Origin of the sequence: Bartonella sp. AA16NXGY (genome assembly GCF_042197325.1) — a bacterium.
Classification (GTDB): domain Bacteria; phylum Pseudomonadota; class Alphaproteobacteria; order Rhizobiales; family Rhizobiaceae; genus Bartonella.
In genome coordinates this window covers 106264-118776 of sequence record NZ_JBHIRR010000005.1, presented here as the reverse complement: position 1 = coordinate 118776, position 12513 = coordinate 106264, and the positions used below count along the sequence as shown (strand labels likewise).

At 34.9% G+C, this 12513-nt stretch carries 12 protein-coding genes and 1 tRNA gene; 9 read left to right on the top strand and 4 right to left on the bottom strand.

Translation table 11 applies throughout. The features are described 5' to 3' along the window. Positions 1–128: 128 nt before the first annotated feature. The 3 genes from dnaG (at position 129) to ACFINK_RS04630 (ending at position 5565) form a co-directional block, all read left to right on the top strand. On the top strand, positions 129–2066 hold the full coding sequence (dnaG, locus tag ACFINK_RS04640) for a DNA primase (RefSeq protein WP_375613349.1): 1938 nt from the start codon (positions 129–131) through the stop codon (positions 2064–2066). Positions 2067–2477: 411 nt separating this feature from the next. Further along, a complete protein-coding gene (rpoD, locus tag ACFINK_RS04635; RefSeq protein WP_375613401.1) occupies positions 2478–4493 on the top strand; it encodes an RNA polymerase sigma factor RpoD in 2016 nt (671 codons plus the stop codon). A 610-nt stretch (positions 4494–5103) separates the two neighbouring features. Beyond that, positions 5104–5565, top strand: coding sequence for a YcgN family cysteine cluster protein (locus ACFINK_RS04630; protein ID WP_375628795.1), 462 nt, complete (start codon positions 5104–5106; stop codon positions 5563–5565). Between the two features lie 29 nt (positions 5566–5594). Here ACFINK_RS04630 and ACFINK_RS04625 read toward each other — a convergent pair whose 3' ends face one another. After that, on the bottom strand, positions 5595–6338 hold the full coding sequence (locus ACFINK_RS04625; protein WP_375638343.1) for an SIMPL domain-containing protein: 744 nt from the start codon (positions 6336–6338) through the stop codon (positions 5595–5597). A gap of 170 nt (positions 6339–6508) precedes the next feature. On the opposite strand from ACFINK_RS04625, the gene ACFINK_RS04620 reads away from it, so the two are divergent. Further along, positions 6509–6585, top strand: a tRNA-Ile gene (locus tag ACFINK_RS04620). A gap of 1697 nt (positions 6586–8282) precedes the next feature. Continuing rightward, positions 8283–8465 carry a hypothetical protein gene (locus ACFINK_RS04615; RefSeq protein ID WP_375611974.1) on the top strand — a complete coding sequence of 61 codons (183 nt, stop codon included), beginning with the start codon at positions 8283–8285 and terminating at the stop codon, positions 8463–8465. On the opposite strand, the gene ACFINK_RS04610 is transcribed toward ACFINK_RS04615, so the two are convergent. Beyond that, on the bottom strand, positions 8389–8703 hold the full coding sequence (locus tag ACFINK_RS04610) for a helix-turn-helix domain-containing protein (protein WP_007347852.1): 315 nt from the start codon (positions 8701–8703) through the stop codon (positions 8389–8391). The two genes, ACFINK_RS04615 and ACFINK_RS04610, sit on opposite strands and share 77 nt — an antisense overlap. A 610-nt stretch (positions 8704–9313) precedes the next feature. Between ACFINK_RS04610 and ACFINK_RS04605 the strand changes: the two genes are divergently transcribed. From ACFINK_RS04605 to ACFINK_RS04590, 4 genes are all read left to right on the top strand, one after another. Beyond that, positions 9314–9439 carry a hypothetical protein gene (locus ACFINK_RS04605; RefSeq protein WP_375613352.1) on the top strand — a complete coding sequence of 42 codons (126 nt, stop codon included), beginning with the start codon at positions 9314–9316 and terminating at the stop codon, positions 9437–9439. A 21-nt stretch (positions 9440–9460) separates the two neighbouring features. Beyond that, entirely contained in the window at positions 9461–9709 is a 249-nt protein-coding gene (locus ACFINK_RS04600; protein WP_375613353.1) for a hypothetical protein, read from the top strand. Between the two features lie 306 nt (positions 9710–10015). Then, positions 10016–10327, top strand: coding sequence for a hypothetical protein (locus ACFINK_RS04595; protein WP_375613354.1), 312 nt, complete (start codon positions 10016–10018; stop codon positions 10325–10327). A gap of 52 nt (positions 10328–10379) precedes the next feature. Continuing rightward, positions 10380–10550, top strand: coding sequence for a hypothetical protein (locus ACFINK_RS04590; protein ID WP_375613355.1), 171 nt, complete (start codon positions 10380–10382; stop codon positions 10548–10550). Between the two features lie 530 nt (positions 10551–11080). On the opposite strand, the gene ACFINK_RS04585 is transcribed toward ACFINK_RS04590, so the two are convergent. Both ACFINK_RS04585 and ACFINK_RS04580 read right to left on the bottom strand, forming a co-directional pair. After that, the gene (locus ACFINK_RS04585; RefSeq protein WP_142416545.1) at positions 11081–11260 is read right to left on the bottom strand and encodes a YegP family protein; all 180 of its coding nucleotides are present in this window, start codon (positions 11258–11260) and stop codon (positions 11081–11083) included. A gap of 389 nt (positions 11261–11649) precedes the next feature. Then, the gene (locus ACFINK_RS04580; RefSeq protein WP_375628802.1) at positions 11650–12189 is read right to left on the bottom strand and encodes a helix-turn-helix domain-containing protein; all 540 of its coding nucleotides are present in this window, start codon (positions 12187–12189) and stop codon (positions 11650–11652) included. Between the last annotated feature and the right edge of the window lie 324 nt (positions 12190–12513).

Sequence of the window (12513 nt, the reverse complement as noted above, 5' to 3'; positions counted from 1 at the left end):
TTCTCCATTTCTAAAAATATATGCAGTTGAGGGTTTAAAATTTTACAACTGCTTAAGAGGAAGTATTGGAATTATGCTCTAAAGTCGTTAAATATGCAAAAAAGAATTTTCAAACTCTGTGAGAGATAATGCGTTTTCCGCCCGATTTCCTTAATGAATTGCGTACGAGACTCCCAATTTCAACAGTGATTGGGCAACGGGTGGATTTTGATCCTCGAAAAAGTAAGCCTTCACGGGGAGACTTTTGGTGTTGTTGTCCATTTCATGGTGAAAAAACGCCAAGTTTTCATTGTGATGATCATAAAGGGCGCTATTATTGTTTTGGTTGTGGTGTAAGTGGAGATATTTTTACCTTTTTGTGTGAGCTTGATGGATTGCACTTTTCAGAAAGTGTAGAGCGTTTGGCTGATTTTGCGGGAATAAAACTCCCTATTTTGGATTCACAAAGTCATAAACGTCAACTGGAAAAAGCTGACCTTTATGATGTGATGAAAATTGCTACAGATTTTTTTCAATATAATTTACGCGATAAAGAAGGTACGCAAGCACGTCGTTATCTGGATGCACGTGGTGTTACACCAGAGCTTGTAGAGCGTTTCCGCATTGGTTTTGCACCGGTAAGGCGTACAGCTTTGAAAGAAGCTTTGAGTGCACGGGGCATTTCAATAAAGCAAATGGAAGAATGTGGGCTTCTCTCAGTGCATGAGGAGAGCGCAGATTCTTATGACCGATTTAGAAATCGCATTATGTTTCCTATCGAAGATTTGCGCGGACGTGTGGTGGCTTTCGGAGGGCGTGCATTAGAGAAAGAGACACGAGCAAAATATCTCAATAGCCCTGAAACAGTGCTGTTTCATAAAGGAAATATACTTTATAACGCGGCAGCAGCTCGCAAAAATAGTCGCTTTGTTGGCGATGAAAAAATTCATTCACTTCTTGTTGTTGAGGGGTATATGGATGTCATTGCATTGACTAAAGCTGGTTTTGAAGGAGTTGTAGCGCCCTTAGGGACAGCATTAACGGAAGCGCAAATTGAGCTTTTATGGCAGATGGGGAAGGAGCCTATTTTGTGTTTTGATGGTGATGATGCTGGTTTAAAAGCTGCTTTTCGTGTTGCTGATCGTGTGTTGCCTCTTTTAAAGGCTGGGGTTTGTGTACGCTTTGTTTTGTTGCCACAAGGGAAAGATCCTGATGAAATTGTTTGTGCTGGTGGAGCACAGCTTTTTTCTTCTTTTTTGCAAAAAGCTATTCCTTTGAGTGAGCTTTTATGGTGGCGTGCTACCTATGGAAAGCATTTTGAAATTCCAGAGGCACGAGCAGCGCTAGAAAAACAACTAAAACAACAAATTTTTACGATTAAGGATGAAGATGTCCGTCGTTATTATTTGCAAGATGTAAAAAAACGCCTTTTTGATTTTTTTCGTCCCTCTTTTTCGAAAAAAAGGGGGGAAGGGCGATATGGTCAATCTTCACCAAATAGGACCTTTAAAGATCAAACCTTTTCTCTGTTAGCAAATTCTGAAATAGTACGAAATTCTTCGCAATCTATCCCTTTGCGTGAAGCAGTGATTTTACTTACTTTAGCTTACTATCCTGAGTTGTGGTATGAAAATTTTGAAATTCTTTCTGAGTTAGAATTAAAAAATACTCAATTGATAATTTTTCATCAAGCTATGTTGGAAATTCTTGGGGACCAACAGCTTCATGATAAAGAGACGATGGTTGCGTTCTTAGAAAAAAGAGGGCAAAAGGCTCTGTTAGAGCGTATGAAACATCTTGTGCAAAATATTGGTATGCGTATTATTCCTGGTGGAGCCCCTATAGAAGATGCGCGTGCTATATTAAAACAAGCTGTCTACTTGCATCTTCAAGAACACCACCTACATAAGAGGTTACAGGATATTGAAGAGCAACTTGTAGAAAATCCTAAGAGTGAGGTTTTTGATCTGCTTCGTGAGGTAAAAAATGAGCTGGAGCAGATGCAGGCAACAGAAGCGTTAATTGAAGGATTTGGAAGTTGGTTGGATGAAAAAATAGACGGGAATACACAAGATACGATAAAATGATTCGCTTTTTTAATGCGAATCAGTCACTTAAATTTTAGATGAGGAAGTTTATGTGGAGTGACATTTTTATAAAGATGACAATTAAATTTTAGGAAAAGCGGGTAAATTTTAGGAAAAGCGGGTAAATTTTAGGAAAAGCGGGAAATTGGTTCTTACGATAGGGTGCAGAGATTATCTCAGAAGGGCTGAGAGGTGTCGGGGAAACTTCTGGAGTTTTCCCGCGTTTTTGTCTGGATGTCAAGTTTGTCTGGATGTCAGGGCGTATACAAAATGTATTCTTTCCAATGGTAATCTCTTAACAGGAAGTATATATGAGTAACTATTGGTAGATTTTAGTGAGAACAAAAAAAACTGGTCACATGGAAACTATGGTTACATGGAAACTATGAAGTGATCGAGTGGAGTTATGGTATGGCAACAAAGGTTAAACAGAAAGATAATGCAGAAGTAACAAACCAAGCGAGTTTGGATAGTCCTCTTCTTGATTTTTCTGATGATGCCATCAAGAAAATGATTAAACTTGCCAAAAAAAATGGTTACGTAACAATGGATGAACTCAATGCTGTTCTTCCTTCTGACGAGGTTACATCCGAACAAATTGAAGATATCTTGGCGATGTTCTCTGAGATGGGGGTTAATGTTGTGGATGATGAGGATGAAGTCGAGTCTGAAAATTATGAAGAAGAAGTTACGGTAGAGGGGGGTGATTTAGTAGAAGCCTCTAGCCACGCAATTGCAACGACAACGAATAAACGCGAAGTAACAGATCGTACGGATGATCCGGTGCGTATGTATTTGCGTGAGATGGGAGCTGTTGAGCTTCTTTCGCGGGAAGGCGAAATTGCCATTGCTAAGCGTATTGAAGCAGGGCGTGAGACAATGATTGCAGGACTTTGTGAGAGTCCTTTGACTTTTCAGGCTCTTATTATCTGGCGTGACGAGTTAAAAGAGCAGCGTATTCTTCTTCGTGAAATTATTGATCTTGAAACGACTTATGCTGGTCCAGAAGCAAAGCAGGCTCCTGTTATTGAGCGAAGTGAAGTTGATAAGACAGTAGAAGAAAAAATGTCTTCTGGTATACGTAATATGGGGGAGAGCGCAGGAGAGAGAAACATTGAAGACGATGATGAAGAGGACGAGGACGATGTTAACTTATCGCTTGCTGCAATGGAAAATGAACTTTGTCCTCAAGTTATGGAAACATTGGATTTTATTGCTCAAACCTATGTGAAATTACGAAAATTACAAGATCAGCATGTTGAAAGCAGTTTGGCAGAGCGTAAAGAGGGGGCTCTTACATCTTCTCAGAAGAAGAAATATATTCAATTAAAGGGTGAGTTGATTCAAGCAGTAAAATCCCTTTCTTTAAACCAAAATCGTATCGAAGCTTTGGTTGAACAGCTTTATGACATTAATAAGAGATTGATTCATAATGAAGGTAAGCTGAAACGGATTGCCAATAGCTATGGCATTGGCCATGAGGACTTTTTAAAAGAATACCAAGGGCGTGAATTGGACGCGGATTGGATGAATTATATTTCTGCTTTGCCTACACCTGGTTGGAAAGAGTTTTCGGTGCGTGAAGCAAAAGAAATCCAAAAACTGCGAAGTGAAATACAAAATCTTGCGCAAGAAACGGCTATTTCGATTGGTGAATTTCGTCGGATTGTTATGCAGGTGCAGAAAGGTGAACGCGAATCAACAATTGCGAAAAAAGAGATGGTAGAATCTAATTTGCGTCTTGTCATTTCAATTGCAAAAAAATACACCAATCGTGGTTTGCAGTTTCTTGATCTTATTCAAGAGGGCAATATCGGTTTGATGAAGGCTGTGGATAAGTTTGAATATCGGCGCGGCTACAAATTTTCAACTTATGCAACATGGTGGATTCGTCAAGCTATTACACGTTCAATTGCTGATCAGGCACGTACAATTCGTATTCCTGTTCATATGATTGAAACAATTAATAAAATCGTTCGTACCTCGCGTCAGATTCTCCATGAAATTGGACGAGAACCAACACCAGAAGAATTATCTAGCAAGCTTTCTATGCCGTTAGAAAAAGTACGAAAAGTTCTTAAAATTGCAAAAGAACCTATTTCTCTCGAAACGCCTGTTGGTGATGAAGATGATTCCCATTTGGGTGATTTTATTGAGGATAGGAATGCGTTATTACCAATTGATGCAGCTATCCAAGCTAATCTGCGAGATACGACAACACGCGTTCTTGCTTCATTAACACCACGAGAAGAACGTGTTTTGCGGATGCGTTTTGGAATAGGGATGAATACCGATCACACATTGGAAGAAGTGGGACAGCAGTTCTCAGTTACAAGAGAGCGTATTCGTCAGATTGAAGCAAAGGCACTTCGTAAATTAAAACATCCTAGCCGTTCACGAAAATTGCGCAGTTTTCTCGATTCTTAAATAAAAGAATTCGTGTGCATTTTAATAACTCCCTCTTTCTTCCTAATGAAGGGGGGAGGTGCTTCATGTTGTACTTGGATACTTTTTTGAGAAAAACATAGGAAGAATTTGAACAATCTAGAAAGTTTTCGATGTTTAATGTTTTTCTTAGCTTTGGGGCTTTATACTTCTCTTTCTCAAAAGAATAGATATAGGGCAAAGGGTGGTTATGGAGTAGAGAGTAGGGGGCTTTCAAGAAATGAACGATAAAAACATTACCTTGCGTATAGCGCGGCTCGTTTTTAAGAAATGAGATCTGTTAGGAGTAAACTTATATTGCAACATACGGACTTTTTGATGAAAAATGTATGTTCTTTGCGGAATTTTTCTATCATTTTAGGTGACGCATTTTATTCTTCGTTAAGTTTACAAAGAGATGTTTCAATAGGTTATGTTCATTTATATGCGCTATTTTTGAATATTCTCTTTTTATTCAGATAGCTTTTAAGAACATGGTTTAAAGTATACATTGAGTTGAATCTTTTTAAGAGACAGAAATAGATAAAATTATAGAAATTAAACGTTTCATTTTTTATAGATCGTCTTAATTAAAAAAGGTGTGTCTGAGTTTATGAGTGGAGAACTTCCCTTTTGGAAAGTAAAAAAATTAGAAGAGATTTCCATTTCTGAGTGGGAGAGCCTTTGTGATGGCTGTGGCTGTTGTTGTCTCCATAAAGTTGAGGACGATGATACGGGTGACCTTTATGCAACCAGTATTGCTTGTCGTCTTTTAGATGGGGAAACCTGCAGGTGTCGAGATTATGCTCATCGTAAATCAATTGTACCAGATTGTATATCGCTAGACATTACGACAGTTAAAACAGCGCGTTGGCTCCCAGAAAGTTGTGCTTATAGATTAATTTATGAGGGAAAAGATCTTCATTGGTGGCATCCATTGGTATCAGGGGATTGTCAGACGGTACATACAGCGCATATTTCTGCACGCGGACAAATAGAGATTTACGAAGACGAATTATTATCTGAGGAAGATTATCTTTATCACATTACTGGTCTTCTACGTGAAGGCCAGTAATGTGATTTTTTATACAACTTGTTTGTGACTTAATCGATCGCAAAGACTACAGTGACGCTCACGTTATAATTTAATTCACCACCTGCAAAATTTGTATTTGCGTAGCTTACATCTGCTGCTCTACTCATGAGACGTGGTGTTGGGTGATAGTAATCATCCTTTTCATTGATTTCAATAATTTTTCCTAATTTTAAATCGGCTGCTTGCGCTATCGTTTGCGCTTTTTCAATGGCTTCAGTAATGGCTTTTTTACGTGCTTCTTGATAAAATGGTTTTGTATCTGCGTTGGTAAAAGTAATGCCGTTAACTGAATTAACACCTAGTGTCATCGCTTGATCAAAGATTTTACCAGCATTGGTAAGATCACGAATGCGCACGGTTAAAGAATTTGAAACATGATAGAGTTTTTCATTATTCTTTTTTTCGTGGTGTTTATCAGAGATCGACTGATAAATGGATAAGCCTGATGTTTGCAAATCATTTGCTTGGATGCCATTGTTTTTAAAAGCGTTTATAATATCATTGATGGATTGATTATTGGAAGCTAATGCCTTTTGGGCAGTTTTGTCATAGGTAACAACGGCTAGATTAATAATGGCCATATCCGGTGCTGCTTGACTTTCTCCGATTGCTGTCACTGTAATCGTTGCATTTTTCATTTTATTTTCTTCAGCATAAGCACGTACAGTCAACGATGTGGCTAAGAGTGTAAATGCTAATATAACTGTTTTAACCAGAGAACTCTTCAGTGGTTGAATTTTCTTTTCTATCATATCTATACCTTTATATTTGTCAGTTAATTATTCTCTCATTTTTAAGAGTTTTTGTAAAGAAATTAGAGCACTGAAAAAAAAACCAATAGAAAAGAGAAAAAGATGGGTTATAATCTTTGTCAGCTCTTGTATCATAGGGCATTTTAGTTTAGAGAGAAACAACCTATTTAGGGCCTGTAGCTCAATTGGTTAGAGCCAGCGGCTCATAACCGCTTGGTTGGGGGTTCGAGTCCCTCCGGGCCCACCAATAGGGAAATGTACAATAGAAAAATGGATCGCTTATATAAAAGTTTTGAGATTCTACCTTTTTCGTTTTTTATTTATTTTCCTGTTTGTTTTAGAAGCTTTTGGTCGTTGTTTGTTGCAGTTTTTTCTCTCAGTCGCTTTAATATGATGGTATGTTTTCTTAGTCTCATCAAAGAAGTTCTCTCATTTGCAACCTTTTAGCATTTGGATTAACTGATATGGGTCGCTATTTACTTTCTTAATTCATATACTGTTTTGTACTTTTCTATATGGTGTTCTTCATAAAATAGAAGGCTAAAAGCTTCATTGGATAAGTTTATTTATACTTGTTCTGCAAATAAACAGACCTCAATAAAACCAATTTTAAAGATTGTACCTGTTCAGAACAAATGGCTCAAAAAACATTTAGTGTAAATTTGCTTTTTTCTAAGTGATGTTAATGTCTTTTAGATGTTCGAATAGCATCATTGTGATGAAAGGTTAGTGTATAAGAGAATGTGATCTATGGGCATTCATATGTATCATGGGGGCAACGATGATAACATTTGTTGATATTTTCTTTTTCCCAAGAAAGGAATTCTATTTAATATCTTGAGAAATATTGCTCATAGTGACGGTGGCGTGTTTTCTGAAAAGAATTTTATTAATTGTTCTTTGAAAAGTCAATTGAGTGATTGTTTCTATCGCTTTGCATCATCCAGATTCTATTGTAATAAGCATTTTATTATTCTGTAAGAAATGTTTTCTATGATATTGGAAAATTTGTTAAAATGCCATTTTCTGTTTTTGTGTATTTTTTGCTTAATGTTTAAATTATAGAGTTTTCATGTGATCCGAATTATTATTGAAGAGCAGATGTCTTTTTTGATTTTACTCTGATAAGGAATTGGCAATATTGCGGTAACCCTAGCACTTTTTTGTATTGCTAACATTTTTCTCGTATTGATCGTATAGAGAGTTTTATCTTTATTATGAGTTTTTTCTCTTATGAAAAATTATTGGCAGGGAGGGTGTTTTTTTGGAAAAGTATACTTCTTCTTCAAAGCCATACTTTTAAAATATAATTCTTCATTTGCATAAGGGAATTTCTCTCTTGTTGTAAATCTGTATAAAATTTACGTACAAAGATTGTGCGTGGTGATTCGTTTTATTTTTTTGATAGTATCATTTTTGCTTATGATAGAGACTTATATTAGTATTTACAAGGTGCGTTTAGAGGGGAGGTTACCTGTAAATGTGTTACAGAGTTTTAGGTAGTGTGGCTCTGTTTATAAGAATTTATTCCTATAACATTGTTATATTCTCGCTTTGCAATATTGTTAAAAAAACATAGATGGTGCTATGTAGAATAAATTGTGATGTATTTTTTTCAAAAAAGCTTTTTCGTGTTCTCTTATATAGAGTTCAGGAGTGTCTTCAGGGATATTTTCACATTAGTTTTTATTGGTCCGAATCGCAAGATCTGCGTAACATTATTCGCGTTTTTGATAGATTATACCAATTTTCATAAGAAGGTCTGGATCGTGTGATGCTTTCTGTTTCACCATGGTACATGACTAATAGAACTTCATCTGATTTTGTAAAATAAGTTTGTACACAATTGCTTCCATACTGCCTATTGCAAATATTTTTTTCTAAGGTATGAGATATATTTTAAACGCTTTAGCGTTATATAGTGTGACTACATGGAGTATGACTATGAAGAATGATAAAAAATTTGAAACAACTTTATCTGATATTATTGTGAAATGGGAGTCTTTATCGACGTCTCAAAAGCAAGCGATATTGGATAAAGTAGAAAATGCTACAGATTCTGCTCATTCAACAGAACATTTAAGGCTTCAATCTTCTTTTTATCTCCAGACGAAATCAAAGTTATGAGTTTTAAGTCTTCATCGGAGATGTTGAAACCAGTTATTACATATATGGCACTAGCATTTCCCAGTGTATTCAAAATAGCCATGAGTTTATCTACAGAAGGCCTCTTGCCTCCATTTATCATTTGTTGGACGTAATTTTGTCCACAGCCTGCAGCTCTGCTTATTTCAATCATTGTTCGTCCGTCACTTTTTATCAATTCAACTAAGCGTTGGAACCAATCTTTTTCAGTCTTTGTCATTTTTAGACCTTTACATATTTACGCTATAGCGTTAATATTGCGTTGCGAATCCAGAATATATGATACAAGGAGCGTGAAAATATCCATGTGTAGCTCTTCGCTAAGGAAGCATATAGAGTTGTTTTTAACTAATAACAAAATGTCCCCATACACTTTCAGATTCGAATCAATAAAAATGGTTGCTTAGTTCCACGGTTGTGAAAAAGTAAATGTGTATACCAGAAAGGGCGATACACACTCGTATGTTTATGAGATTTCACTATGATAGTATACGTAGCAGCATTATAAATCAAGATATACCCCAACATCAGAATTTGTAAAAAAAATTCTGATGTTGGGGTAGTGTGTGAATATAACGAAGCTTTAGAGCCTTAAGAGATAGGATAATGGCTGTAGAAAAAATGTAAATTGCATAGACAAAGAATACTGATTTCTTCTTTATTGTAATAAATTAGATCACTATCAGATGGTATATCGTATATATGCGTAAAAAAATGGGAAATATCAAAAAAGTGATCTTGGATATTTTATTAAACAGGAAGGTAATCTGATCCACAAAGGTGGTTGTTTGGTAGAATTGTACATTCGATCAATGCCCTTATGGGGATGAATGTGTTTTTATGATGCTGCGGTTTATAATGAAGTCTGTGTTTATAATGATATTGTTATTGATAACAATGCATTAACATATGGTTGTTTAGTCGTTCGTAAGAGTTCGCATGTTTATGAAAAATAAGAACTTTATCGTTATTTGAATATGAGTGGAGATGCATATGTTTATGCTAATGCGGTCTTTTTTGATCAAGTTTTGAATGCTCAATGTATTGAATTTTGTGGTGATACTCGTGATTTTAGAAAGGCTCGAGTTTATAATGATGCTTTAGTTTGTGGTGATGTAAAGATTTGTGGGAAGGCAAAATTTTACAGAAATGCTGTGCTTTGTGACACTGAAGATTTTTGTAATAATGAAAAACTTTCATATATAGCCGCATTCCACATGGCGTAAAAAAGGAAGATAGGAACGATTTGGGCAAGGCTTGTATGATTGGATTGCGTCGTTAGTTTTATTTGACGTTCCTTATTTTTTGTATTTTGTGTCAATAAATGTGTCGCAAATAATTGGTGTGAGTGTAGATTTAGCCGCTTTCAGAGATTTGTTTGCGTCATTTATCAATGCTTTAATGGAGAAAATAAGAACGCCGAGAGTGATTGTTCACACTTGGAACATGCAATTTATTGCATTCTTTTTTTGATTGAGGATGAAACAAATTGGTCAAGATCATCACTTGAGCGACAATTAAGGGAGATCCAAATGAGTGTAAACGAAATTTTATTGGGAGCAATGATTGTTGTTTTGTTGTGCAGCGGGGTTATATTTCGATTTTCTTTATATTATCGCAGTCAAGTGAAAATTTTAAAAGAGGAATCTAGAAGAATAAAGCATGAGTTTTTAAGAGATTCTATGAAGATGACTGAAGAACGAGATAGGGCTATTAGAGAGCAAAGTATGGTGATTAAAAGACGCGACCAAGCAATTGAAAAACTGAAAAAACAAATTAAGCAATATGAAAAAAATGAAAAGAAATATAAAAAAATGCTTAAATCTGAAGATGATAAAGAGTGATTGTATTCATATTTTGCATTAAAGGGTTTGGAAATGTGTTAGGAAGATTGGAATGACGAGAGAGATAAACTTTAATGAAGCCAATTATGGTGCTGATGGAGAGATTGTATTGGAAGAGAATATTCAAGTTTACTCTGATTTTATGACAACATTTAAGGTTATAAGACAGAGCGTCGTTGATCATAAAATAAGAGTTTATGATGATAAACCAGTTTATAGGTAGGCTAGTTATTAAAAAGCGCGTCTATACAATCCAGCAATTTTATATTATTGCTGGAAACAGTTTTGCACGTTCTTTTTAGATGTAAGGTATAAATGCTACGATAGTTTCAGCTAATAGGTATAAAAAATTGCATGATAATAGAAAGAAAGAGATATTTGCTTTTTATGAAGATGAAATGGGTAAGTCAGTTATGATTATCAGATACAGAAGAGGAATATGAACGTAAAAGATATTAATATCTTTTAGAGTAAATATATTTCTCATTGATGATTTATCTTCTCTTCATGTGCGTTTATTTTTTATGAAAAATACAACACTTAAGAGATTTTCTTTTTGATAAAGGCTATAGAGATTTGAGTATGATTGAAAATAAACATATAATCTGTAAGAATATGAATGTTCTTTGTGAGTGTCAGAAATAATACAAAAACTTCCTCTCATTGAGGGCAAATCAATCACTTTTCATTTATCACAAAAGTAACTACCATACCATTATACAAAATAAACGCTTGTTTTAATGTTAAAGAACGTTAGGACTGTAGTTCTCTAATAAGAGCCTTATGTGTAATTTCTTTTATTTGCTCAATATTGATTAGGATATCTTGTTTTGTTGGATAACCTTTACTAGAAAAAGCAATTTTTTGTGCATCTCCTGAGATTAAACGCCAGTACCATTGATTGTGAACTCCTTGAAACACCTCAAAATACATGCTTCCCACCTCATAAAATAGCTGATAATTTTCAGGATAAATATTTAACTAATCCGCTTGTAAACATTAATGTATGTCTCTCTAGGAAGTCGTCAATATATTCCCCTTAAATTTTCTGACCTTAAAAAATAATTTCTATGAGAGCTATTATTCTTTTAACAAGAAAAAATTTATTGTCAATAAGATATGAATGAGAATTTTATACTATAAAATTATTTTTTTTAATTTAAAGACACTATACTTTCATTTACAACGCAAATATTTTTCTGTCGTTACAGAAATAAAGTTTATAAATTATATAAAACTTCACCAGCACGGATAAAGTAAAAAAATACTTCTTTCCATACTGGTGTTTAATCATTTCTTGCTTTTTCTTTTGAAATAGACGTTTATTGATTAGCTATAACCTCTTTTTGGGATACGCTTCGAATGAGTAAATCAATGAATAAGCTAAGGGTATAAGAATTGGCCATTTTAGCTTTCATATCGATAAGAGAGGTTGTAGTTTTAGAGTTAAAACCATTTGATAAACCTTGTCTTGACAAATATTGCTGCAATTTTTCATAAGAACTGTCGATTTTTTCTTGATTTAGTTTTTCGTTACGATCACTATCGGCAAGTGTTTCTTCCAGTCCCTCGATTTTTTTAATAAAATAATTCCAGTCAAAATCACCTTTTGTATATTCGGTGTCAAACATTTTTCCTTGTCCAGTTAAAAGCCAATTAATATTGACACCATATAACGTGCGGTATGTTTGTAAGACACTAAGATTGGGTTCTCTCTCTCCACGCTCATAAAAAGCAATGGAATTTTTTGTCATGCTAAAACTTTTAGCTAAGGTTTCACGCGATGGATCGCCTAAAGCAAGACGTACATAACGTAAACGTTTTCCAAATATGGTTTTTGATTCAGTTTCAGGACGTGCCACGAATTATCTCCCTCGGTAAATCATCATGGTATAAATCATTAAATAATAAAAGCACACTATGTATTAATATTCTATGATATAATGTCAATATTATAGCTTTAATTTCTTGTTATTTTTTTATTTGTGTAGATAGAAAGCAATCTTGCACTTATTGTATTGACAATTGATATTCACTTCAAAACAAAATTCCTTGTTGCTACATTTGTCTCTTGCTTTTTTTGAGAGAATTTTCATGTAACTTTACCATATATATTCTATACACCTCTGCATTAATAGATGCAACTTTAAAGAGATGCAAACTTTGGATTGGTACTGGGTGTGCTT